Source organism: Sphingomonas fucosidasi (assembly GCF_036663855.1).
In the GTDB taxonomy this organism is placed as follows: Bacteria; Pseudomonadota; Alphaproteobacteria; order Sphingomonadales; family Sphingomonadaceae; genus Sphingomonas; species Sphingomonas faeni_B.
This window is the reverse complement of sequence record NZ_JAXOJR010000008.1, coordinates 155517-182281: the sequence shown is the minus strand read 5'-3', so window position 1 is coordinate 182281 and position 26765 is coordinate 155517. Positions and strand designations below refer to the sequence as shown.

Below are 26765 nucleotides of genomic sequence, written 5' to 3'. Positions count from 1 at the left end.
AGACGGAGGAGGAGGAATGCGATAACCGCTTTGGCGTAGTCCTCCCCCTCCGTCGCCTTCGGCGCCACCTCCCCCTGGCGGGGGAGGATCGTTCGGACTCACCGTCCTCCGTAGCGCAGCCCGATCCAGATCGTCCGCGGCGTCGCGCGCTCGACGATGTTGGCGCCGCTGATCCCCGCCTCGACCCGCTCGTCGAACAGGTTCTCGCCGCGCACCTCGGCCACCAGCGCGCGCAGGATCGGCAGCGCGGCATAGGCATCGAGAGTCGTCGCGGCCCCAAGCACCCGCGAATTCTGGTCGTCGTCGAATTGCCGGCCGATATGCCGCACGGTCAACGACAGAGCCGCCGCGTCGTGCCGCCAGTCGACCGTCCCCGACACCTGGTCGCGCGGGGTTTGCGCCGGCCGCAAGCCGTCCAGAGCGGCGGTGATCCCAGACCCTTCGACCTTCGAGTTCGTGTGCGACCAAGATGCCTGCACGCCAAATCGACCAGGTCGATACGATGCATCCAGTTCGAAGCCATGCGCGCGGATCGCATCGAGATTCTGGCGGACGCGGTAGGTCGCCACCCCCGGCAGCACCTGCGGCGGGTTGGTCGTCGTGACGTTGGCAATCGCGTTCTTCAGCCGGTTGTAGAAATAGGTCGCGGCGATGCTCACGCCCGGCGTCGGCGTCAGCGTGACGCCACCCTCGACCCCGGTCAGCCGCTCCGGCGACAGCAATGCATTCGCCGCGGTCGCGTCGTTGCCGACCCGGAACGGGCGGTACAGTTCGTTGAGCGTCGGCAGTCGCCATCCGCGATAGCCGGCGACTCGCAGCGTGATCGCCTCGATCGGCTGGTACGCGATGCCAGCCCGCCCGGTCGTCTCGCTGCCGTCGCGGTCTGCATAGCGCAGGTCGGTCAGCGCCGCGCCGGTCGCCAACGGGCGCTCGGACAGATAGCCGCCGTCGATCGACCACCAGTCGACCCGTCCTCCAAGACTGAACGTGAAGTCGCCCGCGACCAGGCTCCCATCGGCGAACACGCCGGTCGTCGTCGTGCTCCCGCCAGCCTCGCGCCGTCGCGTGGGCGCTGCGTTGACGAACGTATAGAGTTCCTGCGTCTTGCCGCTCACGTCGCGAATATCGGCACCCAGCCTGAGCGTGATGGTCTCGCCCAGCGGCGGCGCGACCTCGATCCGTCCGCCCAGCCCGGTGGCCGGCGTATTATACTGATTCAGCGACTGGATCGCGGTCGTGCGCGCGGCATTGATGCTGTTGAAGCTGCTCGCGAACGCCCGCGTCTGCAGATACGCCAGCGCCGAATAGCCCCACGCGCCCCGCCCGATCAGCCGGATGCTCGCATCAGCCCCCTCGCTCGTGTTGGTGGTGAAGTCGCTGCCGCGGTCGCGCGTGTCGGTAAACGCGCTGGCATTCATCTGCAATTCGGTCTTCGCGCCGATCCCGACGACGGTTCGCAGCGCCCCCGACGCCTGCTCGTACGGTGCTGCCCGATCCACGATCCCGCGGCTTTCCTCGACGGTCGGCGTAAAGCCATCGCCGCGCGCATACGCGCCCGACAGGGTCGCGAACCCCGCCCCGCGCACCAGCGCCGCAGAGCCCTGCGCATCGACCGAATCGCGGCTGCCATAGGCGACGCTGCCCTGGAACGGCGTCAGTTGATCGGGCGTCGCGCTCTCCATCTCGACCGTCCCGGCCAGAGCGCCCGGCCCCTGATATCCGCTGCCACCACCGCGCGTCACGCGGATGCGGCCGAGCCGCCCCGTCGCATAGGCCGGAAACGCGACCCAGCCGCCGAACGGATCCGCCTGCGGCACCCCGTCGAAGATCAGCAGCGCGCGACTGGACGCATTGCCGCCGATCCCGCGCAGCGAAATGCCCTGGCTGGTCGGGTTGGCGCTGCGCGAGTCCGACCGGCGGAACTGCTGCAGTCCGGCGACGTCGGCAAGCACGCTCTCCAGCCGATTGCTCGCATTCGCCTGGATCCGGTCGCGTTCGATCGTGACGATATCATAGGCCCGATCGCCCGGCGCATCCGCCAGCCCGCGCCCCGTGACGACGATGTCGGGCGCCGCCTCGCTCGGTACCGCGGTCGATTGGGCAAGGGCGCTTCCCGACGAGAACAGGATGCAGGCGAGCGCGGACAGCGGGGTGCGAATCATCGGCCTCGCATGACAGCTTTTCCCCTCGCCTGAAAAGCCGGACGGAGGATGCCCGGGAATATATCGCCGTTGGGCCTGCGACCGCGCGCATTGGGTCAGCGCCAAGACGCCCTATATTGACGAAAACCCCATCGATGCGATCCTTCGACATCGGTGGAACCATGCGTTCACGCTGATGGGACATACCATGACCGAATATAAGAAGACCGACGAGGCGATCGCCAAGCTCACCCCCGAGCAGTTTCACGTGACGCAGCAGAGCGGCACCGAACGGCCGGGAACGGGCGAATATCTGAACACCCGCGAACCCGGCCTATACGTCGATATCGTCTCCGGCGAGCCGCTGTTCGCGTCGGCGGACAAGTTCGACTCGCATTGCGGCTGGCCCAGCTTCACCCGGCCGATCTCGCCCGTCCACGTCACCGAACTGCACGATCGCAGCCACGGCATGGTCCGCACCGAAATCCGCTCGGCCGGCGCCGACAGCCATCTCGGCCATGTGTTCGAGGACGGCCCGCGGGATCAGGGGGGCTTGCGCTACTGCATCAACTCCGCGTCGCTGCGGTTCGTGCCGCGCGACGAGATGGAGGCGCAGGGCTATGCCGACTATCTCGATCAGGTCGACGCGGCCGGCTGACGGTACGGCAGATCCCGCGCGTCGGCGTCGTTCATGCCGAACGCCGTTCGACCGGACTGACCGTCACCTTGCCCTGTTAGCGGCCAGCAGGGGGATGAGACCGACCCTAGAACGTTAAAAACCCCGCTAGCCATAAGACTAGCGGGGTTTTCAATGGTGGGCGTGGCAAGGATTGAACTTGCGACCCCTGCGATGTCAACACAGTGCTCTACCACTGAGCTACACGCCCGCCGGAGGGCTCCACTAGCCGCGACTATCGCGGGGTGCAAGCGCTCAATGCATGCCTGTCACATTATCCATCTCGAACAGGCGGTCGACCTCGGCGACCAGGTCGCGCAGGTGGAACGGTTTGGACAGAACGCGCGCGTGCGGCATGGCCCGACCCGCCTTCAGCGTGACCGCCGCAAAGCCGGTAATGAACATGACGCGCAGGTCCTTGCACATCTCGCCAGCCTTTTGCGCAAGCTCGATCCCGTCCATCTCGGGCATCACGATATCGGTCAGTAACAGGTCGAACGTCTCGGTTTCGAGCAACGGAATAGCCGCCGTCCCGCGATCGACCGCAGTCACCGCATAGCCGGAGCGCTCAAGCGCGCGCGTCAGATATTCGCGCATGACCTGATCGTCCTCGGCCAGCAGAATTCGCAGCATCGATCTAAAGTCCTGTTTTCACGCGTACATTGACGCCTCCCCCCTACGCGCAAAATGGTTAACATTTCCAGATCGATTGCCCGCGCCGATGCGTCGCCCTAGCGTGCCGCCATGTCATCGTCCCCCTTCGAGCGCCTGCCCCCGTCCGACCATCGGGAAGCCGTGCCGCCGACCAGCCCGGTGGTGATCTCGGTGCCGCACGCCGGACGGGACTATCCGGTCTCGCTCAAAACCGCGTTGCGCGTGCCGCTTGCAGCGCTGTTGCCGCTCGAGGATCGTCTGGTCGATGCGGTGGCGCGGAGCGCACGAACGGACCAGGTGACGATCATCCAGCGCCGGGCGCGGGCCTGGATCGACCTCAACCGCGGCGAAGACGAGCGCGACGCGCAGCTCGACGAAGGCGCGCGATCGATCCCGCTCGCCCAGCAATCCGCCAAAATGCGCAGCGGCCTGGGCCTGGTCCCGCGCCGCGTATCGGGGGCTGGCGACCTGTGGGCGCGGCGCTTCACCGACGCCGAAATGACCACGCGAATCGTCGACGACCACCGACCCTATCATGCCGCGATCGCGGCGGCGCTGCAGGCGGCGCATGCGCGGTTCGGCGTGGCGGTGCTGCTCGATATCCATTCGATGCCACCGCTCGGGCCCGGCGGGACGCGGATCGTGCTCGGCGACCGGTTCGGCCATGCCGCCGCACCGCGATTCGTCGACCGCGCCGAGACGGCCTGTACCGCGCACGGCTTTTCAGTCGCGCGCAACGCGCCTTATGCGGGCGGGCATATCCTCGAACGCCATGCCCGCCCCGATATCGGCATCCACGCGATCCAGCTCGAAGTGGACCGCACCGTATATCTCGATCGCAAGCTCCACGCGCCCGGGGCAGGCTTTGCGCGGGTCGTCGACGCGGTACGGGCGATCCTCACCGGACTGGCGGACGAAGCGCTCTCGACGTCGCTCGCGGCAGCCGCGGAATAAGCCATCTGGCCGCGCCGATGTCGACGCGGCTCACTCGGTCAATGCGTCGAGCAGCGCTTCGACCTGGGCGGCACGCTCGACCGGATCTGCGACCGCCCGTGGCGCGATCCAGCGGCCGTTCTTTTCGACCAGCTCGGCAAGCGGTGGTTCGGCGCCGCGCCGGTTCGGCGTGAACGCGATCGCAGCAGGCCCGGCATCGATCCGCCGGATCCCGGCCGCGCACGCGCGCAGGCGTATCCGTGCCAGCAACAGCAATCGGTGGGCCGGATCGGGAACCCGGCCGAAGCGATCCTCAAGTTCGGCCTCGAACTGATCGAGCGCTGCGACATCCTCGAGCCGGGCCAATCGACTGTAGAGCGACAGCCGGACCTCCTCCTCGGGTATCCAGGTGTCGGGCAGGCGACCGCCAACATCGAGGTGCAGTTCGGGGACCCAGTCGTCGACCGCTTCGCCGCGCGCCAATCGCAACGCGCGACCGAACAGATGCTGGTACAGGTCGATGCCGATCAGCTTCATGTGTCCGGCCTGCGCCTCGCCGACGAGGTCGCCCGCACCGCGCAGGTCGAGATCGCGCGCGCTGATCGCGAACCCTGCGCCCAGCCGGTCGAATGCCTGCAGCGTCCGCAGGCGCTTGAGAGTCGCCTCGGCGATCGTCGCGTCGCCGTCGGTCAGCAGCATCACCTGCCCGCGCCGGCCGCCGCGCCCGACACGGCCACGCAGCTGATGCAGCTGCGACAGTCCGAACCGGTCCGCATGATGCACGATCATGGTGTTCGCACGCGGTACGTCGAGCCCCGCCTCGATGATGTTGGTGGCGAGCAGCACATCGCCGTCGCCCGCTGCGAACCCGACCATCGCCTCGTCGATCTCGGTTGGCGACATCTTGCCGTGCGCCTGGACGATCCCGAGTTCGGGGACCAGCTTGGCCAGCCGCGCGGCCAGCGGGGCCATGTCGTCGATCCGCGGAACCACGACGAAGCTTTGTCCGCCACGCGCGCGCTCACGCCGTAGGGCAGCCCGGACGGCCATGTCGTCGAAGGCCGCGACGGCGGTGCGGATCGGCTGGCGACGGGCAGGCGGCGTGGCGATCACCGACATGCCTTGAAGACCGATCATCGCCGATTGCAGCGTCCGCGGGATCGGCGTCGCGCTCAGTGTCAGGACGTGCCCCGCGCCGAGCGCATGCAGCTTGGCCTTGTCCGCCACGCCGAACCGCTGCTCCTCGTCAATCACGACGAGCGCAAGATCCTTGTACGCGACACCCTTGCCCGCAATCGCACCGGTGCCGATGACGACGCCGATCGATCCATCGGCGAGCCCCGCCCTGACGCGGGACTTTTCGGCAGCGCTCGAAAGGCGCGACAATCCGGCAACGGCGATGCCGGTCCCCGCGAACCGCCGTTTGAACGTTTCGATATGCTGACGGACCAGCACGGTCGTGGGGGCAGCAATCGCAACCTGGCGTCCCGCCAACGCGACCATCCCCGCCGCCCGCAAGGCGATCTCGGTCTTCCCGTAGCCGACATCGCCGATCACCAGACGATCCATTGGCCTGCCGCTTGCAAGGTCTGCCAGCGTGCTCGCGATCGCCCGCGCCTGATCGGGGGTTTCGGTGAAGGCGAACCCGGCAGCAAAGCGCTCATACGCAGCACGGTCCGCAACGATCGGGTCGGTCGTCAACGCCGCGCGTTCGGCAGCGATCGCCGCGAGATCGCGCGCGCTTTCGGCGATCGCCGCATCGATCGCACCACGCCGCTTCTGCCAAGAGCTGCCGTCCAGCGCATCGAGCGTGACCGCGTCGGCATCCGCGCCATACCGCCATATCCGGTCGGCTTCGGCAACCGGTACGAGCCGCCGGCCGTCCTTGGCGTAGCACAGGATTATCGCGTCACCGCCAGTGTCGGCGCCAATGTCGCCGCCGGTATCGGGCAGCCTCTCCAGCCCACGAACGATGCCTATGCCGAACTCCTCATGAACGACGACGTCGCCGCAGCGCAGTTCGCTCGACAGGCCGGGCAACGCGCCAGCCCCAGCCCCGCCGAGTTCATCGCCGCGCGCCCGTCCGCCGAGCAGGTCCGCTCCCGCGACGACGGTAACGCCCGGCGCCGCAAAGCCTCGATCGATCGGCGCGACCAGCATCATCGCGGTCCCGGGCAGCGCGGCCGTGACATCGGACCATCGCTCGATCGCCGTGAACGCGATCTTGGCCCGGCGATCGAGCCGGGGCTGGAGGAACCGCAGGTCGCGCGGCGAGCCGACCAGCACGAGCCGTGAATCGGCCAGCACGTCCCGCGCGAACTTGGCGAACGCCCGGGCGGGATCGCGGTGTTCGACAAAGCGGGGCGACGGCGTATCGCTCGACGCGAGCGTGGCACCGCCACGCCTGGCGATCGCGGCGTCCCAAGACCGGGTGGTCACCAGGTCCGCGCTCGCCTTGCGCCGCGGCAGTCCATCCGCGGCAAGATCGATGAACCGGGCACGTCGGCGGTCTACACCCGGATCGAACGCGACCGCCGCGTCGGGCAGATGCGCCAGGATAGCGACGCCCTTGTAGATCGGGGGCTTGCCGACCGGGGGCTCGGTCGCGCGGCCGACCTCGATACAGGCGATATCCGCGGACCCCAATTGCGAGACGGGATCATATTCGCGCAGCGCCATGATCCGACCCTCCGCGAATTCGATGCGCACGGGCGTTTCGCGGTCGGCGGGAAAGATATCGATGACGTTGCCGCGTACTGCGATCTCGCCGGGCTCGTCGATCCGGTCATCGACGATATAGCCGATCCCCACCGCGGTGGCCGCGAACGCGTCGACATCGAGCGTATCCCCGACCGAGAGCCTAGGCGGTGCCGCATCGAACAGCGCCGGCTCGGGATAGCGCACGGCGGTGGCCTCGGCCGTGGTCACCAGCAGGACCGGCCCGATCTCACGCGTGATGGCCGCACGCACGCGCCGTAATGCGGCAACCCGCAATCCCACATTTGCCGGCGATGCCGGCGCTTCGTCGCCCGGCAACGCATCGCTGGACGGCAGTTGCACGACCACCGCATCGGGCACCAGCGCCGCGGCGATACTCGCGATATCGGTGGCGCGACGATCATCCAGCGCCACGTAGACGAGGTTCCCCTGTGCCAGCCGTTCGGCAAACGCGGCCGCGACCGAGGCGGATGGCGCGGCCGATACACTGCCGGTTTCGCGCTCGGCCCGATGGCTGGTTTGAAGCATGCACATTCCTCTCGCTGGTCCGGACTGAACGGGACGCAAGGACGCCCGTTCCGGCGAGGCTGCGCTCGATCAATGCGTTTGCGACGGACGCGGATCTTTCGCGCTGTGGCGGTCGGGAGGTGCCGACACTGGACATCGATGGTTTGTCGTATAATTCGGATGCGCGACGCCGTCGCATCGCGACGGGAGCGGGGTAGCGAACATGACGTCTTTCATCGCAGTCGACTGGGGAACCTCGAACCGCCGCGCGTTCCGGATCGAGGACGGGGTCGTGGTCGCGTCCGAGCGGGACGATCGCGGCGCCGCCAATGTCGCAGCGGGCGACTATGCAGCGGAGGTCGCGGGCATCCGCGCGCGGCTCGGCGACCTGCCGATGCTGCTCGCCGGGATGGTCGGATCGAACATCGGCTGGCGCAGCGTGCCGTATGTCGCGGCGCCCGCGGGTCTTGGCGAGATCGCCGCGGGGCTCGACCGGATCGACGACCGCACCGCGATCGTGCCGGGGCTGTCGTACCGCGACGGGCTGCATGCCGACGTGATGCGCGGCGAAGAGGTGCAGCTGCTCGGTGCAGTCGCCGCCGGGCTGGTGCCCGCCGACGCGATGCTCTGCCAACCCGGTACGCATTGCAAATGGGCGACCGTCGAGGGCGGCGCGATCACCCGCTTCACGACTGCGATGACGGGCGAACTCTTCGCGCTGCTCCGCGCGCACGGCGTGCTGTCGCGACAGCTCGGCCACCCGGTCGAACTGGGCTCCGCATTTCTCGAAGGCGTCGCCGAGGGGGCGCGGCGCGATCTCGCCGCCAGCCTGTTCGCGATCCGGGCGCGCGGCGTGCTCGGGATTGCCGATGACGCGCACGCAGCCTCGTTCGCGAGCGGGTTGCTGATCGGTGCGGACACCACCGCGCGGATCGAGCCGGGTGCCGCGGTGCATATCCTTGCCGACCCCGCGCTGGGTGCGCTCTATGCCGGCGCGATCGATGCGCTGGGCGGCACCTCGCACCATATCGACAGCCAGGCCGCATTCGTGGCCGGCATCACCCGCATCCAGGATCTTGCAGCATGACTTCCTCTACCACGCACCGCCAGGCCTTCGACGACGCCTTCGTAAAGTGTCCGCTGATCGCGATCCTGCGCGGCGTGAAGCCCGATGAGGTCGAGGCGATCGGCGAGGCGCTGGTCGAGGCGGGCTTCACGATCCTCGAAGTGCCGATGAACTCGCCCGAGCCGCTCGACAGCATCGCCCGGCTGGCGCGCACGCTGAAGGGCCGCGCGGTCGTCGGTGCGGGCACGGTGCTGCGCGTCGAGGACGTGGCGGCGGTCGGCGCGGCGGGTGGCACGCTGATCATCGCGCCCAACGCGAACGTACGGGTGATCGCGGCTGCGGCCGAGCGCGGCTATGTCGCGCTGCCGGGCATCGCCACGCCGACCGAAGCGTTCGCGGCGCTGGAGGCGGGCGCGGCGGCGCTGAAGCTGTTCCCGGCCGAGGCGGCGAGTCCCGCCGTGCTGAAGGCGATGCGTGCCGTCCTTCCCAAGGATACGCGCGTGCTCCCGGTCGGTGGGGTGGTGCCGGAGATCATGGCCGAGTGGCGCAAGGCGGGTGCGGCCGGGTTCGGTCTCGGCTCGGCGTTGTATGCGCCGGGGATGACCGCGGCCGATGTCGGCGCAAGGGCGCGGCGGTTTATCGACGCGTTGCAGGCCTAGCCAACGGGCATTGGTGGCCGGGCACGATCCGGACTAGGAGCGCGGTCGCGGTCGTGGCCGCGCCCACAACCTCAGTCGCAGTCGCAGTCGCAGCCGCAGCCGCAGCCGCAGCCCGACATTCCAACCCACCCGTCACTCACACCAGCAGTCATAAACCTGCTCATTGCCAACCCCGTCCGTCACCCCAGCGAAAGCTGGGGTCTCCCGGTTCGGGTCTCCCGCTCGACAACAGGGATACCCCAGCTTTCGCTGGGGCGACGGATTGGGGCGTGAGGGATTGGGGGCGACGGATCGGGGCGACGGATCGGAGTGACGGATCGGCGCGTGACGGATTGGGGTAACCGATCCGGGGTGATCGATTGGGGCTCGTGATCGACCCGCTATCGTCTTCGCAGCGCGTTGGGGTTAGGGCGGCGCGATGTTCGCCGACCAGGAACGAGACCTCGCCACGCTTGCCGCCGCCGACCGGTATCGATCGCTCCGACCGCGTACCAGCGTCGACTTCGCCTCGAACGACTATCTCGGGCTCGCCGGATCGGATCGTCTGCGGGCTGCGATGATCGAGGCCTTGGCGCGCGGCGTGCCAGTCGGCTCGGGCGGCTCGCGGTTGTTACGGGGGAATGCGCCCGAGCATGAAATCCTGGAGGCGGATGCGGCGCGGTTTTTCGGCACCGAGGCGGCGCTGTTCTTTGCCAGCGGTTACATCGCCAACACGATCCTGTTCGCGACGCTGCCGCAGCGCGATGACCTGATCGTGCATGACGCGCTGATCCATGCGAGCGCGCATGAGGGGATGCGGCTGACACGGGCGACCTGTGTGAGCGCGGCGCATAACGACGCCGGTGCATTCGAGGACGTGATCGCCGCCTGGCGCAAGGCTGGCGGCAAGGGCCGCGTGTGGATCGCGGTCGAGAGCCTCTACAGCATGGACGGCGACCGCGCGCCGCTCGCCGATATCGCGCGCGTGGCGGACCGCCATGACGCCGTTCTCCTGATCGACGAGGCGCACGCCACCGGCGTGTTCGGCACCGATGGCCGGGGCCTCGCCGAAGGGCTCGACGGACGCGACAACGTCATCACCTTGCGGACATGCGGCAAGGCGCTCGGTTGCGAGGGCGCGCTGTTGTGCGGGCCGGCAGTGATGCGCGCGTTCATCGTCAATCGCGGCCGCGGGTTCATCTTCTCGACCGCACCGTCGCCACTGATGGCGCTGGCGGTTGGTGAGGCGTTGCGGATCATGGCGGACGAACCGGGGCGGCGGGAGCGGCTCTGGGATTGCGTCGCAACGGCGGAGCGGGTGCTGGCGCCGTACGGCGTCGCGGCGACCGGGTCGCAGATACTGCCGCTGATACTCGGCGATGCCGCGCGGACGATGCACGTCGCCGCCGCTATTCAGGCGGCCGGGTTCGACGTCCGCGGCATACGGCCGCCGACCGTGCCGGACGGTACGTCGCGGTTGCGGATATCGTTGACGCTGAACGCCACCGCGGCGGATATCGAAGCTTTGGGAACGGTATTGGGAGAGGTGCTGCAATGACGATCGTGGTCACCGGAACGGACACCGATATCGGCAAGACCGTGTTCGCCGCGGGCCTGACCGCGGCGCTCGGCGCGCGCTACTGGAAGCCGGTACAAGCCGGGCTCGCGGACGGCAGCGATGCGGCTTCGGTCGTGACCCTGGGTGTTCCCGCAGACCACGTCCTGCCCGAAGCCTACCGGCTGACCACGCCGTGCTCGCCGCATCTCGCCGCCGAGATCGACGGCGTGACGATCGATCCCGACCGGCTGGCGCTGCCCGAGATCGACGACCCGCTGGTGGTCGAGGGTGCGGGCGGCGTAATGGTGCCGGTGACGCGCGACCTGATCTTCGCCGACCTGTTCGCGCGCTGGGCCAAGCCGGTCGTGCTCGTCGCGCGCACCGGGCTCGGTACGATCAACCACAGCCTGTTGTCGATCGAGGCGTTGCGCAGCCGCGGCGTGCCGATCCTCGGCATCGCCTTCGTCGGCGACGCGGTCGAGGATAGCGAGGCGACCATTGCCGCACTCGGCAAGGTCCGGAGGCTTGGTCGCCTGCCTCGCCTCGATCCGCTGAACGCCGCGACGCTGGCCGAGGCGTTCGCCGCGAACTTCGACCTGGAGGCGTTCCGATGACCGACTCCCCCGTCTGGCATCCCTTCACGCAGCACGGCCTGCGCGAGCCGATCCCGCTCGTCACGCATGCCGACGGCGCCGCACTCTACACATCGGATGGCCGACGGATCGTCGATGCGATCTCGTCCTGGTGGGTGACCACGCATGGCCACGCCAACCCCAGGATCATGGCGGCGATCGCAGAACAGGCGGGCAAGCTCGACCAGATCATCTTCGCCGGCTGGACGCACCAGCCTGCCGAAGACCTTGCGCGCGGCCTGACTGCGATCATGCCGCCGGACCTTACGCGGGTGTTCTTCTCGGACTCAGGCTCGACCAGCGTCGAGTGCGCGCTGAAGATGGCGCTCGGCTATTGGCTCGATCGCGGCGAGGACCGTCACCGCATCCTCGTGATGGAGCACGGCTATCACGGCGACACGATCGGCGCGATGTCGGTCGGCGCGCGCGGCGTCTACAACCGCGCCTACGCGCCGCTGCTGTTCGACGTGGGGACGATCCCCTTCCCTGCCGCCGGATGCGAACAGGCGTCGCTCGACGCGCTCGAGAAAGCCTGCGCCGAGCGCCCGGCCGCGTTCATCGTCGAGCCGCTGCTGCTGGGCGCGGGCGGCATGCACATCTATCCGGCGCACATTCTCGCCGAAATGCGCCGGATCTGCGCGGCGCACGACGTGCTGTTCATCGCCGACGAGGTGATGACCGGCTGGGGCCGCACCGGCAGCTTGCTCGCCTGCGAACAGGCCGGCGTGGTGCCCGACATCCTGTGCCTGTCGAAGGGGCTGACCGGCGGCGCGATACCGCTCGCGGTGACGATGGCGACCGAGGCGATCTACCAGGCGCATTACGGCACCGACCGCGCGCGGATGTTCTTCCACTCGTCGAGCTACACCGCCAACCCGATCGCCTGCGCCGCCGCCAATGCGAATTTGGCGATCTGGCGCGACGAACCGGTGCGCGAGCGGATCGCCGACCTCACCGCTCGGCAGGCATCGCGCCTGGAGGCACTCGCTTGGCACCCCCGCATCGCCAACGCACGCCAGATCGGCACCATTACCGCGGTCGAGCTGCGCGGCGAGGACGGCTATCTCTCGCAGATCGGCCCACGCCTGCTCGCCTTCTTCCGCGAGCGCGACCTGCTGCTCCGGCCGCTCGGCAACACCGTCTACGTCATGCCGCCTTACTGTATAGACGATGCCGATCTCGACAGAATCTATGCCGCGATAGCCGAAGCGTGCGAGGCGATCCGAGATTGAGGCTGACGTTCTTGCTGCACTGCAGCAACAAATGATGTAGGTGCGACGTTGAGATAGGATCGCGGCTGAGTACGCTTGCGACGAAAGGCTCGATTCACGTGAGAAACATCGCCGATACCATCGCCCGCATGGCGCGTGCCGGGGCACCGACGCCGCGCGACACCGCTCCGAGTCGCCTGACGCCGCTGATCGAGTTCGGGACTAATCCGGGCGCGCTGCTTGGGCACAGCTACGTGCCCAAGGACCTGCCAGCGGGCGCGGCTTTGGTCGTCGTCCTGCACGGCTGCACGCAGACCGCGGCAGGTTATGATCACGGGTCGGGCTGGTCGAAGCTCGCGGACCTCGCTGGTTTTGCGCTGCTGTTTCCCGAGCAGACGCGCGCGAACAATCCCAACCTCTGCTTCAACTGGTTCGCGTCGGAGGACACCGCGCAGGCTGGCGGCGAGGCGGAATCGATCGCGCAGATGAGCGAGACGATGATCGCCCGCCACGGCCTCGATCGCGGCCGCGTGTACGTCACCGGCTTGTCGGCGGGCGGCGCGATGACGATGGCGATGCTGGCGACCCGACCGGACCTGTTCGCGGGCGGCGCGGTGATCGGTGGCCTCGCCTACGGCACTGCGACCGGCGTGTCGCAAGCGCTCGACCGGATGCGCGGGCATGGCGACACCAGCGACGTCGCGCTGGCCGACGCGGTTCGCAGCGGTTCGCGGGGGCATGACGGGCGCTGGCCGACGCTGGCGATCTGGCACGGCGGCGCGGATGCCACGGTCAGCGTCGCGAATGCGGACACGATCGCGCGACAGTGGCGCGGCATCCACGGCGTCGACGCGACCGCCGTACGCACGGAGCGGGTAGGCACCGCGGTCCACCGGATCTGGTCGGATGCCGAGGGACGTGACGTCGTCGAGGACTGGACCGTGCCGGGCATGGGTCACGGGACGCCGATCGACCCGCTGCGCGGCGAGCGACTGGGCGCCGCTGGGCCGTTCATGCTCGACGTCGGGATTTCGAGCACGGCGGTTATTGCCAAGTCCTGGGGGCTGGTTGCGGCGGCGAAGGCGGAGACTGCGGCCAAGCCGGCACCGGTCGAACGCGTCGCGAAGATCGCGATCCCGGTCTCGTCGAAACCCGCGGCGAAGTCTGCGCCGAAGCCTCGCGCCGAGGCACCTACCGGAATCCAGGCGACCATCGAAAACGCCCTCCGCGCTGCCGGATTGATGCGGTAGGATGCCGGAGGGTCGGGAGTTGAGCGCGCCAAACACCCCACCGTCATCCTGACGAAAGTCAGGATCCAGAGCCACACAAGACACCGTTCGTTACCCTGGGTCCTGACTTTCGTCAGGATGACGGGAAGGGGTTGCGGAACCCGGGGTGGTTGGGAAACCACGGGGTGGTTGGGAAAACGTTGCGGGATCGTCCCCGCGCCTTTCGTACCGGATCGCTCCACACGATCCTCCCCTGGCAAGGGAGGTGGCTGGCTCTTGCCAGACGCAGGGGTATCGCCCTTTCGATAGCGGGTCACCCCTCCGTCGCCTGAGGCGTCACCTCCCCTGACAGGGGAGGGTAAGCAGGAATAATCGACTTGGCCGTGAACCCGGGTAAAGCCAGCGCATGACGTCCATCCCGCCCCGTCCCTGGCGCACCGAATTCGCCGCCACGCTCAAACTCGCCTGGCCGCTGGTCGCGACGAACCTCGCCCAGGCGCTGGTCGGCGCGACCGACGTGGCGATGCTCGGGCGGCTCGGGCCCGACACCTTGGCGGCGGCGACGCTGGGGCTGAACCTCTATCTCGTGTTCCTCGTCTTCGGCATGGGCCTCACCACCGCCGCCGTCCCGATGATCGCGCGCGAGCGGGGTGCGCGGCCGCATGCCGTGCGCGATATCCGGCGAACCGTGCGCCAGACCATCTGGGTTGCGACCACGCTCTGCCTCCCGTCCTGGATCATTCTCTGGAATGCCGAGGCGATCCTCGTTCACCTGCTCGATCAGGACCCGCTGCTCGCGCACGACGCGGCGCGGTTCGTGCGCGCCGTCATGTGGGGCATGCTGCCGAGCCTCGCGTTCCTCGTCCTGCGCGCGTTCGTCGCCGCGCTCGAACGGCCGGGTTGGTCGCTGGTGGTGATGGTCGGGCTGCTGGTGGTCAACGCTGCGCTCAACTGGCTGTTGATCTTCGGCCATGCGGGCCTCCCCGCGCTCGGCCTGCTCGGCTCGGGCATGGCGAGCAGCATTGCCAACGGCCTCAGCTTCGTCGCGATGGCCGCCGTCATCGTCTACGCAAGGCCGTTCCGCCGCTATCGCCTGCTCGGCCGGTTCTGGCGCGCCGACTGGCCGCGATACCGCGCGGTCTGGACGCTCGGGCTGCCGATCGCGATCACGCTCGGGTTCGAATCCACGGTGTTCATCGCCGCGGTCTTCCTGATGGGGTTGCTCGGCACCGTACCGCTTGCCGCACACGCGATCGCCATCCAGATCGCCGGCGTCACCTTCATGGTCCCGCTCGGCATCGCGCAAGCCGCCACCGTCCGCGTCGGTCTCGCCTCCGGACGCGGCGACCGCGCCGGGATCGGCCGCGCGGGCTGGGCGGCGTTCGCGATCGGCGAAGGCTTCATGGTGCTCACCGCCGCGTTGCTGATCCTCGCCCCGCAACTCCTGATCGGCATCATCCTCGACGTCGATGCGCCTGCCAATGCGCCCGTCGTCGCGCTGGCGATATCGCTGCTCGCGGTCGCCGCGGTGTTCCAGGTGGTCGACGGCGCGCAGGTGATCGGCGCGGGGATGTTGCGCGGGCTGGGCGATACCAAGGTGCCGATGATCTTCGCCGCTATCGGCTATTGGGGGATCGGCATCGGTGTCGGCGCATGGCTCGCGTTCGGGCGCGACTGGGGCGGGGTCGGCATCTGGACAGGGCTGGCGGCCGGACTGACGGTGGTTTCGGTGCTGATGATCGCCCGGTGGCAGGCGCGCGAACGACTTGGCCTCGGCTAAGGCTCGCTTGGCCTCTTTATCCGATATTACTGATACATAGCAGCTCAGACGTGTTAACGTGTGTTACACCACTGGAGCCTGACATATGCCTGATCAAGACCGCATCGTCGCGATCGGGTTGCTCACGCAGCGCGACGTTTTCGCGCTCGGCCATGACCTGTCGCGGGTCTATCCGATCGACGAGGTGCCGTGCTTCGGCAGCCTGCTCTGTGCCATCGACGATGCCGACCGCGCGTTCCACCGCGCCCGCGATGCACGCCAGCTTGCCAATCCCGTCCAACCCAGCGCAACCTCGCTGGCATAGCGGCGTTCGAAATCCGCTGGCCCCCTGCGGAGATCGATCATGACGCTGCCTACCGAATTGCTGCTGCTCGGCTGGTCGACGGTCCTGCTGTTCGCCTATGTGATGATCCAGGGCCAGACCGCGACGCGCGACCGCGGGCTAGACTGGAACGCCGGGCCGCGCGACGGCGAGCAGAAGCCCCTCGGCGAGATGGCAGGCCGCGCCGAGCGAGCACTGAAGAATTTCCAGGAGACCTATCCGGTTTTCGTCGCGCTCGCGCTGGGACTGGCCGTCACCGATCGCACCGGCGGCATCGGTACGATCGGTGCGTGGCTCTGGTTCGGCGCGCGGATCGCCTACATTCCGCTGTGCCTGTTCGGGGTCAAATATATCCGCAGCCTGTGCTGGATGGTGTCGATCCTCGGCCTGCTGCTGATGCTGATCCGCTTCCTCTGAGGGTCAGCCTCGCCCCGGCTTGTCTCAAAGCGTGCGGATGATCGCCGAGAAGTCGAGGCTCCCCTGCCCGGCCTCGGCGAACGCCTCGTAGCGCTCGGCAGCCTTCGCACCCATCGGCGTATCCGCGCCGACATCCTTCGCCGCTGCCATCGCGAGCCGCAGGTCCTTCAACATCAGCGCCGCCGCGAAGCCGCCCTGATAGTCGTGATCGGCGGGCGTATCGGGACCGATCCCCGGCAGCGGCGCGTAGGTGGTCATCGACCAGCTCTGGCCCGACGACACGCTCGCGATGTCGTAGAATGCCTGCGGATCGAGCCCCAGCTTCTCCGCCAGCACGAACGCCTCGCAGGTCGCGATCATCGTCGCGCCGAGGATCATGTTGTTGCAGATCTTCGCCGCCTGTCCCGCCCCGTTCGCCCCGGCGTGGATCACCGCCTTGCCCATGTCGGCGAGGATGGGCTGAGCCCGCCCGAACGCTTCGGCCGAACCGCCGACCATGAAGGTCAGCGTGCCCGCATTCGCCGCGCCGATCCCGCCCGAGACTGGTGCATCGACCGGGACAAGTCCCTTGGCCTGCGCGGCTTCGGCGACCTGCTTGGCGGTCGCGACGTCGATCGTCGAGCATTCGATCAGGATCGCGGAAGGCGACGCGACGCCGAACAGCGCATCATAGACCTCGGCGACATGCTTGCCCGCCGGCAGCATCGTCACGATCGCCTCGGCGCCGTCTGCGGCCTCGGCAGCGGACGCGACGGGGAGGCAGCCGGCCACCTTCGCCTTGTCCAGCGCGTCCGCGCTCAGGTCGAACGCACGAACGTCGTGGCCCTTCTTGGCGAGGTTCGCCGCCATTCCGCCGCCCATGTTGCCGAGCCCGATAAATGCGATCCGTGCCATGTTCTCTCTCCTCAATTCACAGCGACTTTGTCGTCCGTGCTTCTCAACCAAATACCGTGTCATCCTGACGAAAGTCAGGACCCAGGGTTACAGGCGTCGGCGCTGCTGGGCTCTGGGTCCTGACTTTCGTCAGGATGACGGGAGCGCAGGCCGGAGGCTACTTCCCCGTCCAGGTCCCGGCGCGCTTCTCGACAAATGCCGCCATGCCCTCGCTCTGGTCCGCCGTCCCGAACAGCCCGTGGAACAGTCGCCGCTCGAACTGCACGCCCATCGCGAGCCCCGTCTCGAACGCGGCGTTGACCATTTCCTTGTTCGCCAGCACCGCCAGCGGCGCCATCGCCGCGATCGTCGCGGCGGTCTTCACCGCCTCCTCGACCAGTTCGTCCGCCGGCACGATCCGCGACACGAGCCCCGCGCGCTCGGCTTCGGCGGCGTCCATCATCCGCCCGGTCAGGCACATCTCCATCGCCTTCGCCTTGCCGACCGCGCGCGTGAGCCGCTGCGATCCGCCCATGCCCGGCGACACTGCCAGCTTGATCTCCGGCTGGCCGAACTTGGCGGTATCAGCGGCGAGGATGAAGTCGCACATCATCGCCAGTTCGCACCCGCCGCCAAGCGCATAGCCCGCGACCGCCGCGATCACCGGTTTGCGCGTCCGCGTGAAATTCTCCCACCCGGCGAAGAAGTTGCTCGCATACATGTCCGCGAACCCTTGGCTCTGCATCTCCTTGATGTCCGCGCCCGCAGCAAACGCCTTGGCGCTACCGGTCAGCACCGCACAGCCCTGCGACGGGTCCGCATCGAACGCGGCAAACGCGGCGATCAGGTCCGCCAGAATCTGCGAATTGAGCGCGTTTAGCGCCTGCGGCCGGTTCAGCGTGACGAGCGTAACGCCACCGCGCTGCTCGACGAGGATCGTTTCGTATTCGGCCATTCCAAACCCTTCCAATTTCGTCACCCCAGCGAAAGCTGGGGTCTCATCATTACCGGGAGACCCCAGCTTCCGCTGGGGTGACGGGCGTTCTGTCAACCCGGCGTCCAAGCCTCGCTCTCCGGCAACGGCGCGAAGATCTGGTCGATCACATGATCGGTCACGTCCGCGGGCGTCGCCGGATCCCAGCGCGGCGCGTTGTCCTTGTCGACGATCACCGCGCGCACGCCCTCGATGAAGTCATGCCGCTGCACGACATGCGCGCCGACCGCATATTCCTGCTTCATCTCGTCCGCGAAACTCGCCATCGCCGCACCTTCGTGGAGCAGCCGCAACGACACCTTCATCGTCTGCGGCGACTTGGTCTTGAGCGTCGCGCGCGTCTGCGTCGCCCACTCGCCACCATCGGCTTCGAGCGCGCCGTAGATTTCCTCCAGCACGTCCGACGCGAACAGCCGGTCGATGTCGTCCTTCCGGGCAAGAATTTTCGCGTCGGGCGGCGAAGTCGCCAGTGCATCGAGTACGCCGGCAATATCCTGCGGCGTCTCCGCAATCCGCGCCTTGGCGGTGTCGAGCGCGTCGCTCGCCAGAAAATGCGTCGCCAACCCGAGCGCGAGACACTCCGCGCCATCCAGCCGGTGTCCAGTCAGCGCCAGATACTGCCCGATCCGCCCCGGCAGCCGCGACAGATACCAGCCGCCGCCGACGTCCGGGAACAGCCCGATCCCCGTCTCCGGCATCGCGAACTTGGTGTTCTCGGTCGCAACCTGGAACCGGCACGGCAGCGCCAGCCCAACGCCGCCGCCCATCGTGATCCCGTCCATGAACGCGACGATCGGCTTGGCATAGGTAAATAGCCGATGGTTCATCCGATACTCGGCATGAAAGAACGCGCGCGCCTCGACGCCGTCGGTCCCCCCCGAGGCGGCGAGCATGCGGATATCGCCGCCAGCACAGAACCCACGCCCCTCGGCATGATCCACCACGATCGCCTCGACCGCCGCATCGCCCCGCCAAGCTTCGAGCGCTTCGAGCACGCCTTGGCACATGCCGAGATTGAGCGCGTGCAGCGCTTTGGGCCGGTTCAAACGAATACGGCCGACAGGCCCTTCACGTTCAACGATCAGGTCGGTCACGACACAAGCCTTTCGGGCAAAATCTCTGCGCTCTCTGCGCCTCCGCGCGAAAAGTTTTTGCGCGCGGAGGCGCAGAGGACGCAGAGAAGAGGGACGAAAGTGCTGCGCGGACTCATTGCCGCGTCAGTTCGCGGCCGACAATCATGCGCATGACCTGGTTCGTCCCCTCAAGGATCGAATGCACGCGCAGGTCGCGCCAGAAGCGTTCGATCGGGTAGTCCTGCAGATACCCATACCCGCCGTGCAACTGCAACGCGCGATCGACCACCGAAGACCCCGTATCGGTCGCCAGCCGCTTCGCCATCGCCGCAAACTTGGTCTTGTCGGGCGCACTGGCCGTCACCTTCGCCGCCGCGATATACAGCAGCGCGCGCGCCGCCTCCAATTCGGTCGCCATGTCCGCCAGCATGAACTGCGTGTTCTGGAAGTCCGCGATCGCCTTGCCGAACTGCTTGCGGTCCTTGGTATACGCGATCGCCTCGTCGAGACACCGCTGCGCCCCGCCGAGCGAGCATGCGCCAATGTTCAGCCGCCCGCCATCTAGCCCCATCATCGCGATCCGGAAGCCCTCGCCCTCGCCGCCGACCATGTTCGCGGCCGGCACGCGGACGCCGTCGAAGATCACCTGCCGTGTCGGCTGCGAATGCCAGCCGAGCTTCTTCTCGTTTGCACCGAACGACACTCCCGGCATGTCCTTCTCGATCACGAGGCAGGATATGCCCTTCGGCCCGTCCTCACCGGTGCGAACCATGGTGACATACACCTCGTTCTCGCCCGCGCCCGAGATGAACTGCTTCGAGCCGGTCACGATCCAGTCGTCGCCGTCGCGCACCGCACGCGTTTTCAGAGCAGCCGCATCGGAGCCCGAGCCCGGCTCGGTCAGGCAATAGCTCGCCAGCCGGTCCATCGTCACGAGATCGGGGAGGTACTTGTCCTTCACGCCCTGCGAACCAAACCGGTCGATCATCCAAGCTGCCATGTTGTGAATGCTGATGAACGCGCTCGTCGAAGGACACCCATACGACATCGCCTCCATGATCAGCGCCGCCTCGAGCCGCCCAAGCGCGATCCCGCCGCTTTCCTCGCTGACATAGATCGCCGCGAAGCCGAGTTCGGCCGCCGCCTTGATCGTGTCGCGCGGGAAGATGTGCTTCTCGTCCCACTCGCCCGCATGCGGCGTGATCCGGTCGGCGGTGAATCGGCGCGCGAGGTCCTGGATCTCGCGCTGGTCGTCGGTGAGGTCGAACTGGTTGGAGGTGAACTGGTTCATCGTGGTCCTATCTCCGTCATGCCGGGCTTGACCCGGCACCCAGAGCCACGGACGCCGGTATGCGTGGCTCTGGGTCCTGACGTGCGTCAGGATGACGATTGGGGGAAATGGCGTGGGACGGCAACCGGCGGTCTACATCCTCGCGAGCTGGCGCAACGGTACGTTGTACATCGGCGTAACCTCCGACCTGATGGCACGGGTCGCTCAGCATCGTGCGGGGTCCTTCGGGGGCTTTACCCGAATGTACGGTGTCAAACGGCTCGTATGGTTCGAGATGGCGGACACGATGGAAAGCGTCATAGCTCGCGAAAAGCAATTGAAGAACTGGCACCGCGCCTGGAAAATCGAACTGATCGAAGCTGACAATCCGACGTGGCGCGATCTGGCGGAAGACTTGGGATTCGGACCGCTCCCCCAACCGTCATCCCGGGCTTGACCCGGGACCCAGAGCCACGAGCCCCAACGCCCGTGGCTCTGGGTCCTGACGTTCGTCAGGATGACGGGATTGGGAGCGCCCACCCCACTCACCCCATCGTCGGAATGACGAAGGCGTCGTTGTTGCGCGCAGGCCCACCATCCTGGACCATCGCCGGCAAGGCCGACCCGTCCGGCCAGCGCTGCGTGATCGTCTTGACCTTGGTCCAGAACTTCACGCCTTCCATGCCGTGCTGGTTGGTGTCGCCGAACGCCGAGCGCTTCCACCCGCCGAACGTATGATACGCGACCGGCACCGGGATCGGCACGTTGATCCCCACCATCCCGACGTTCACCCGTGCCGCGAACTCGCGCGCGGCGTGGCCGTTGCGCGTGAAGATCGCGACGCCGTTGCCGTATTGATGCTCGCTCGGCAGGCGCACCGCCTCCTCGAAATCGGCGGCGCGGACGATCTGGAGGACAGGTCCGAAGATCTCCTCCTTGTACGCCGACATCTCGGTCGTGACGTGATCGAACAGCGAAGGCCCGATGAAGAAGCCCTTCTCGTGCCCTTGCAACGCAAACCCGCGCCCATCGACGACCAGTTCCGCGCCCTCGTCGACGCCGGTTTGGATCCAGTTCTCGATCCGGGTGCGATGCGCTGCGTTCACCACTGGGCCGTAATGCGCGTCGTTGTCGGTCGACACGCCGACGCGCAGAGCAGCGATCGCCGGGATCAGTTTCTCGCGCAAAGCTACAGCCGTCTTCTCGCCGACCGGCACCACCACCGGCAGCGCCATGCAGCGCTCGCCCGCGGATCCGAACGCCGCACCCGACAGGTCGGCGACGACCTGGTCGAGGTCCGCATCGGGCATGACGATACCGTGGTTTTTCGCGCCGCCCATCGCCTGGACGCGCTTCCCCGCCTCGACGCCGCGACGGTACACGTAATGCGCGATGTCGGATGACCCGACGAAGCTCACTGCCGAGATCGCCGGGTGATCGAGGATCGCGTCGACCATCTCCTTGTCGCCGTGGACGACCTGGAAGATGCCCTCAGGCAGCCCTGCCTCGACGAACAGCTCGCCCAGCCGCACCGGCACCGACGGATCGCGCTCGCTGGGCTTCAGGATGAACGCGTTGCCCGTGGCGATCGCGACGCCCGACATCCACAGCGGGATCATCGCCGGGAAGTTGAACGGCGTGATGCCCGCGCCGATGCCGAGGGGCTGACGCATCGAATACACGTCGATCCCCGGCCCGGCGCCCTGCGTGTATTCGCCCTTGAGGATATGCGGGATGCCGCAGCAGAACTCGATCACCTCGAGCCCGCGCTGGATATCGCCCTTCGAATCCGCGATCACCTTGCCGTGCTCGGACGAAAGCAGCCGCGCGAGTTCGTCCATGTTCGCCTCGACGAGCCGCTTGAACTCGAACATGACGCGAGCTCGACGCTGCGGGTTGGTCGCGGCCCAGGCAGGCTGCGCCTTCTGCGCGGCCGCGACGGCGCGGTCCAGATCGGTCGCACCCGACAACCGAACCCGCGCCTGCACCTCGCCCGAATTCGGGTCGAACACGTCGCCGAAGCGCTCGGCCGTGCTGGCCGCACCGCTCACGAAATTCTCGATGGTCCGCATGGCATCCTCTTCTAGTTGCGCGTATCGTCGGCCATAAGCGTTTCGCAGCCAAGTGGGGCTGTTTGCAGATTCGCTCTGCAGATATGCAGCTCAAGGTGAGGCGTTCATGGATTGGGACGACGTCCGGTATTTCCTCGCCCTGGCGCGCACGCACCGGCTTGGGCCAGCGGCAAAACTGCTCGGGCAGGACGCCACGACCGTCTCGCGGCGGTTACAGCGGCTCGAACGCAGGCTTCAGACGACGTTGTTCGAACAGACGGTGGCTGGCTACGCGCTGACCGAGCGCGGCGCAGCGCTGCTCGCACATGCCGAAACGATGGAGGCGGCCGCGCTCGGCATCCAGGAAGTGGTCGGCAACGACGCGGGCGTGCTCGCGGGACCGATCCGGTTGAGCGTCTCGGAAGGCTTCGGCAGCCGCATCCTCGCGCCGCGCCTCGCGTCGTTCACCAACCAGCATCCGCGGATCGCCGTCGACCTGATCGCGTCGACCGGGTTCCTCAATCCGTCGCGGCGCGAGGCGGATATCGCGGTGATGCTCGCGCGACCCAAGAGCGGCCCGTTGGTGGCGCGGAAACTCACCGACTATCATCTCGGCCTCTACGCACATCCGGATCACCTCGCGCGGACCGGGCCGATCGCGACCACCGCGGATCTGATGCGGCACCGGCTGATCGGCTACGTCCCCGACATGATCTACGCGCCCGAACTTCGGTATCTGGCGGAGATCGACGGACGGCTCGACGCGTCGATCCGCAGTTCGAGCATCGTCGCGCAGGCCGAACTGATCGCCGCGGGAGCGGGCTGCGGGATATTGCCGTGCTTCATCGGCGACCGGATGCCGGGGCTGGTCCGCGTGCTGCCCGAAGCGGTGGACATCGCGCGCTCGTTCTGGCTCGTCGTCCACCGCGACGTCCGCCGGATCGCGCGGATCGACCGGTTCATCGCCTGGCTGGACGCGACCATCGGCGAGTTGAAGCCGCTGATGCTGGGCACGATGCCTGCGATTGCCGCTCGGAATTGAGCGCCGTATAGCCACGGCGGCAGTTCCCCCGGAGTAACAGCGTGATCCCGACCCTCTACCACAAGATAATCGACTGGATCGGCGACGGCACCGGGCTGCCCGATACGATCCTGCACATCCACGCAGGCATGGCGCTGCTGATGATCGCGCGGCTGATCACGCGGCGGTCGTTTGGGACGTTCATCCCGTGGTGGGTCGTCGTCGCGGGCGAGGCGTTCAACGAGATCATGGACCGGATGAACTTCGGGTCGTGGCGGTGGGAGGATACCTCGCTGGATATCCTCAACACGCTGCTGTGGCCGACGGTGATCTGCCTTGGCGTGCGGCTGCGACCGATGATCGGGAAGCGCGGGCGGTAGGCCCTCCGGCCACCGTTCTCCTGAGGCCCACCATCATCCTGACGCAAGTCAGGATCCAGAGCCATCAGCGACGGCGCCCGTGACCCTGGGCCCTGGCTTTCGTTAGGGTGACGGCGCCGGGATGCCGATCACCCCAGCGCGATGTAGCGTTGGAGGTGATGGTCCTCGTCGCCCAGTTGGTGGTCGATCATCACCAAGCGCTTGGCGTAATGCGAGACGGCGTATTCCCACGTCATCCCGATCCCGCCGTGGAGCTGGATCGACTCTTCTGCGACCAACGCCCCGGTCCGCCCGATCGTGTATTTCGCCGCCGCCAGCGCCCGTGCGCGCGCCTTCGCGTCGTCGCCGTCGAAGGCCGACGCAGCGTTGATCACCGCCGACTGCGCCTGTTCGATCTCGAGCAGAACGGTCGCCATGCGGTGCTGGAGCGCCTGGAACTTGCCGATCGGCACGCCGAACTGCTTCCGGTCGCGGAGATAGCCGAGCGTCGCCTCCTTGACGAACTCCATCGCGCCCACCGCTTCGGCCGACAGCGCAAGCAGCCCCGCCCCTACTGCCGCGTCCACGATCGCCTGCCCCTGCCCGTCGCCGCCAAGCCGCGCCTCAGCCCCTAGCATCACGCCATCGAACGTCACGTCGCCGGCCGCGCCGCCCTCGACGGTGTTGTAGCTCCGCACCGACACGCCCGCCGTGTCCGCGGGAACGACCAGCACCAGCGGATCGCCGTCCTGCTCGACCAACACGACGAACACCGCCGCCGCGCCCGCCTGCGGCACGACCGCCTTCGTCCCGCTGAGCGTCCAGCCATCGCCGCTCTTGGTCGCGGTCACCGGCGTGGCGCCGTCATCGAGTGCGAACGCGGCGATCGTCTCGCCTGACACGACGCCGGCCAGCATATCGTCCTGTCCGCCGGCCTTCGCCAACGCACGCCCCGCCATCAGCGCACCGAGGAACGGCTCGACCACCAGCGCGCGGCCGAGCGCTTCGAACACGACCATGATGTCGAACCCGCTGCCGCCGAAGCCGCCCGCCGCCTCGTCGAACAAGGCCGAAACGATGCCCAGCTCGTTCAAATGCTGCCAGACCGCCGGGTCGTACCCTGCCTCGCTATACGCCCCCGCATTGCGCGTATCGATCGCATACCCATCGCGCAGCGCCCGGACGAGCGTGTCGGCGAGCATGCGGCGGTCGTCGGTGTGTTCGAAGTTCATGTGATCAGAGACCCAGGATGGCTTTGGAGATGATGTTCTTCTGGATCTCGTTCGACCCGCCGAAGATCGACAGTTTGCGATTGTTGAAATAGCTCGGCGCCGCCATTGCCGCGTCCTCCGGGCCGACATCCTCGCCGTTCCACCCGGCCTCCAGAGCCTCGGGTATGTAGGGCGCCGCGTACGATCCGTACGCGCGGCGGGTCAGCGAGGTGATCTCCTGGCGGATCTCGGTGCCCTTGATCTTGAGCATCGAACTCTCCGCACCCGGCGCACCGCCGCCCGCGACCGCCGCCAGCACGCGGAGGTTGGTCGTCTGCATGTTTGCCAAATCGATCTCGACCCGTGCCATCCGTGCCGCGAACAACGGATCGTCGGCCAGCGCACGCCCGCCCTTCTTCTGCATCTGCGCGACTTCCTTCAGCCGCTCGAACGACGCGATCGAGAAGCCGACGCCGGCGATGTTGGTCCGCTCATAGGTCAGCAGATATTTGGCGTAGGTCCAGCCCTGGTTTTCCTCGCCGACGAGGTTGGCTATCGGCACCTCGACATCGGTGAAGAACACCTCGTTCACCTCCTGCTCGCCGTCGATCAGCGTGATCGGGCGGACTTCGATGCCGGGCGACTTCATGTCGATCAGCAGGAACGAGATACCCTCCTGCTTCTTGGCGGCCGGATCGGTGCGGACGAGGCAGAAGATCATGTCGGCATGCTGGCCGAGCGTGGTCCAGGTCTTCTGGCCGTTGACGACATAGACGTCGCCCTTACGGACCGCGGTGGTCTTGAGGCCGGCGAGATCGGACCCCGCGCCCGGCTCGGAATAGCCTTGGCACCACCAGTCGGAGCCATCGAGGATGCGCGGCAACCAATGCTTCTTCTGCTCCTCGGAGCCGTATTTGATCAGCACCGGCCCGAGCATGTTGACGCCGAACGGGACCACGCGAGGCGCGTGCGCAAGCGCGGATTCATTGTCGAAGATGAAGCGCTGGATCACGCTCCAGCCCGGACCACCCCATTCCTCGGGCCAATGGTTCGCCAGCCAGCCGCGCTCGTTGAGGATACCGTGCCATTCTTCCATGTCCGACTTGCGGAGGCGCTTGCCTTCGCGGACCAGCGTCGAGAGACGCGCGGGGAGTTTGTCGCGAAAGAACGCGCGAACTTCGTCGCGGAACGATTCTTCTTCGGGCGTGAAGCTGAGATCCATGGCCATGTGCTCCTGATGTTGGAGCCCATGTGCCACAGTCAGATAAGAAATTGAAGGACCGGTATGGTCGAAATCGGAGAAAACGCTGGACCGAGCGACGCAGGTTAATCCAGCCGGTATCGTCCGCCCTTCTCGTCATCCTGACGAAAGTCAGGACCCAGGGTACCAGGCACTGACTTCGTGGCTCTGGGTCCTGACTTTCGTCAGGA

At 67.3% G+C, this 26765-nt stretch carries 24 protein-coding genes and 1 tRNA gene; 14 read left to right on the top strand and 11 right to left on the bottom strand.

Features of this window, described 5'->3' with window-relative positions; translation table 11 throughout:
- Positions 1-98 precede the first annotated feature (98 nt).
- Complete coding sequence (locus U1737_RS15665; RefSeq protein WP_332797404.1) at positions 99-2162, bottom strand: TonB-dependent receptor; 2064 nt, start codon at positions 2160-2162, stop codon at positions 99-101.
- Positions 2163-2349: 187 nt separating this feature from the next.
- On the opposite strand from U1737_RS15665, the gene msrB reads away from it, so the two are divergent.
- Positions 2350-2799, top strand: a complete 450-nt coding sequence (msrB, locus tag U1737_RS15660) for a peptide-methionine (R)-S-oxide reductase MsrB (RefSeq protein WP_187504438.1) — start codon at positions 2350-2352, stop codon at positions 2797-2799.
- 154 nt (positions 2800-2953) lie between these two features.
- Here the strand turns inward: msrB and U1737_RS15655 are convergent.
- Both U1737_RS15655 and cpdR read right to left on the bottom strand, forming a co-directional pair.
- A tRNA-Val gene (locus tag U1737_RS15655) sits at positions 2954-3028 on the bottom strand.
- Positions 3029-3072: 44 nt separating this feature from the next.
- Positions 3073-3450 (bottom strand): cell cycle two-component system response regulator CpdR, encoded by a 378-nt coding sequence (gene cpdR / locus U1737_RS15650; protein ID WP_248523363.1) that lies wholly within the window; start codon positions 3448-3450, stop codon positions 3073-3075.
- A 111-nt stretch (positions 3451-3561) separates the two neighbouring features.
- Here cpdR and U1737_RS15645 point away from each other — a divergent pair, with 111 nt between their 5' ends.
- Positions 3562-4425: an N-formylglutamate amidohydrolase gene (locus U1737_RS15645; RefSeq protein ID WP_332797403.1), complete on the top strand. Its 864-nt coding sequence runs from the start codon at positions 3562-3564 to the stop codon at positions 4423-4425.
- 30 nt (positions 4426-4455) lie between these two features.
- On the opposite strand, the gene U1737_RS15640 is transcribed toward U1737_RS15645, so the two are convergent.
- Positions 4456-7650, bottom strand: a complete 3195-nt coding sequence (locus U1737_RS15640; RefSeq protein ID WP_332797402.1) for a TRCF domain-containing protein — start codon at positions 7648-7650, stop codon at positions 4456-4458.
- Between the two features lie 202 nt (positions 7651-7852).
- Between U1737_RS15640 and U1737_RS15635 the strand changes: the two genes are divergently transcribed.
- The 9 genes from U1737_RS15635 (at position 7853) to U1737_RS15595 (ending at position 16482) form a co-directional block, all read left to right on the top strand.
- Positions 7853-8716: a 2-dehydro-3-deoxygalactonokinase gene (locus tag U1737_RS15635; protein WP_332797401.1), complete on the top strand. Its 864-nt coding sequence runs from the start codon at positions 7853-7855 to the stop codon at positions 8714-8716.
- The gene (locus tag U1737_RS15630; protein ID WP_332797400.1) at positions 8713-9354 is read left to right on the top strand and encodes a 2-dehydro-3-deoxy-6-phosphogalactonate aldolase; all 642 of its coding nucleotides are present in this window, start codon (positions 8713-8715) and stop codon (positions 9352-9354) included. The genes U1737_RS15635 and U1737_RS15630 overlap by 4 nt, the downstream gene beginning before the upstream one ends.
- 418 nt (positions 9355-9772) lie before the next feature.
- A complete protein-coding gene (locus U1737_RS15625; protein WP_332797399.1) occupies positions 9773-10891 on the top strand; it encodes an 8-amino-7-oxononanoate synthase in 1119 nt (372 codons plus the stop codon).
- Positions 10888-11505: a dethiobiotin synthase gene (gene bioD, locus U1737_RS15620; protein WP_248523375.1), complete on the top strand. Its 618-nt coding sequence runs from the start codon at positions 10888-10890 to the stop codon at positions 11503-11505. The genes U1737_RS15625 and bioD overlap by 4 nt, the downstream gene beginning before the upstream one ends.
- The gene (locus U1737_RS15615) at positions 11502-12755 is read left to right on the top strand and encodes an adenosylmethionine--8-amino-7-oxononanoate transaminase (protein ID WP_332797398.1); all 1254 of its coding nucleotides are present in this window, start codon (positions 11502-11504) and stop codon (positions 12753-12755) included. The genes bioD and U1737_RS15615 overlap by 4 nt, the downstream gene beginning before the upstream one ends.
- A gap of 98 nt (positions 12756-12853) precedes the next feature.
- A complete protein-coding gene (locus U1737_RS15610) occupies positions 12854-13984 on the top strand; it encodes an extracellular catalytic domain type 1 short-chain-length polyhydroxyalkanoate depolymerase (protein WP_332797397.1) in 1131 nt (376 codons plus the stop codon).
- A gap of 385 nt (positions 13985-14369) precedes the next feature.
- A complete protein-coding gene (locus tag U1737_RS15605; RefSeq protein WP_332797396.1) occupies positions 14370-15743 on the top strand; it encodes an MATE family efflux transporter in 1374 nt (457 codons plus the stop codon).
- 85 nt (positions 15744-15828) lie between these two features.
- On the top strand, positions 15829-16047 hold the full coding sequence (locus U1737_RS15600; RefSeq protein WP_187504449.1) for a hypothetical protein: 219 nt from the start codon (positions 15829-15831) through the stop codon (positions 16045-16047).
- A gap of 39 nt (positions 16048-16086) precedes the next feature.
- Positions 16087-16482: an MAPEG family protein gene (locus tag U1737_RS15595; RefSeq protein ID WP_332797395.1), complete on the top strand. Its 396-nt coding sequence runs from the start codon at positions 16087-16089 to the stop codon at positions 16480-16482.
- A gap of 24 nt (positions 16483-16506) precedes the next feature.
- Here the strand turns inward: U1737_RS15595 and mmsB are convergent, their stop codons facing one another.
- The 4 genes from mmsB to U1737_RS15575 all read right to left on the bottom strand — a co-directional run bounded on the left by mmsB (position 16507) and on the right by U1737_RS15575 (position 20713).
- Positions 16507-17439, bottom strand: coding sequence for a 3-hydroxyisobutyrate dehydrogenase (gene mmsB / locus U1737_RS15590; protein ID WP_443027139.1), 933 nt, complete (start codon positions 17437-17439; stop codon positions 16507-16509).
- Between the two features lie 94 nt (positions 17440-17533).
- Complete coding sequence (locus U1737_RS15585) at positions 17534-18310, bottom strand: enoyl-CoA hydratase (protein WP_332797393.1); 777 nt, start codon at positions 18308-18310, stop codon at positions 17534-17536.
- A 92-nt stretch (positions 18311-18402) separates the two neighbouring features.
- Positions 18403-19443 (bottom strand): enoyl-CoA hydratase/isomerase family protein, encoded by a 1041-nt coding sequence (locus U1737_RS15580; protein ID WP_332797392.1) that lies wholly within the window; start codon positions 19441-19443, stop codon positions 18403-18405.
- Between the two features lie 112 nt (positions 19444-19555).
- A complete protein-coding gene (locus U1737_RS15575; RefSeq protein ID WP_332797391.1) occupies positions 19556-20713 on the bottom strand; it encodes an acyl-CoA dehydrogenase family protein in 1158 nt (385 codons plus the stop codon).
- A 112-nt stretch (positions 20714-20825) separates the two neighbouring features.
- Between U1737_RS15575 and U1737_RS15570 the strand changes: the two genes are divergently transcribed.
- Entirely contained in the window at positions 20826-21149 is a 324-nt protein-coding gene (locus tag U1737_RS15570; RefSeq protein WP_332797390.1) for a GIY-YIG nuclease family protein, read from the top strand.
- A gap of 88 nt (positions 21150-21237) precedes the next feature.
- Here U1737_RS15570 and U1737_RS15565 read toward each other — a convergent pair whose 3' ends face one another.
- Positions 21238-22764, bottom strand: a complete 1527-nt coding sequence (locus U1737_RS15565) for a CoA-acylating methylmalonate-semialdehyde dehydrogenase (RefSeq protein ID WP_332797389.1) — start codon at positions 22762-22764, stop codon at positions 21238-21240.
- Between the two features lie 106 nt (positions 22765-22870).
- Between U1737_RS15565 and U1737_RS15560 the strand changes: the two genes are divergently transcribed.
- Both U1737_RS15560 and U1737_RS15555 read left to right on the top strand, forming a co-directional pair.
- A complete protein-coding gene (locus U1737_RS15560; RefSeq protein ID WP_332797388.1) occupies positions 22871-23785 on the top strand; it encodes a LysR family transcriptional regulator in 915 nt (304 codons plus the stop codon).
- 41 nt (positions 23786-23826) lie between these two features.
- On the top strand, positions 23827-24144 hold the full coding sequence (locus U1737_RS15555; protein WP_248523397.1) for a hypothetical protein: 318 nt from the start codon (positions 23827-23829) through the stop codon (positions 24142-24144).
- Positions 24145-24272: 128 nt separating this feature from the next.
- Here the strand turns inward: U1737_RS15555 and U1737_RS15550 are convergent, their stop codons facing one another.
- The gene (locus tag U1737_RS15550) at positions 24273-25355 is read right to left on the bottom strand and encodes an acyl-CoA dehydrogenase family protein (RefSeq protein ID WP_332797387.1); all 1083 of its coding nucleotides are present in this window, start codon (positions 25353-25355) and stop codon (positions 24273-24275) included.
- Positions 25356-25359: 4 nt separating this feature from the next.
- Entirely contained in the window at positions 25360-26556 is a 1197-nt protein-coding gene (locus tag U1737_RS15545) for an acyl-CoA dehydrogenase family protein (RefSeq protein ID WP_248523669.1), read from the bottom strand.
- Positions 26557-26765 lie beyond the last annotated feature (209 nt).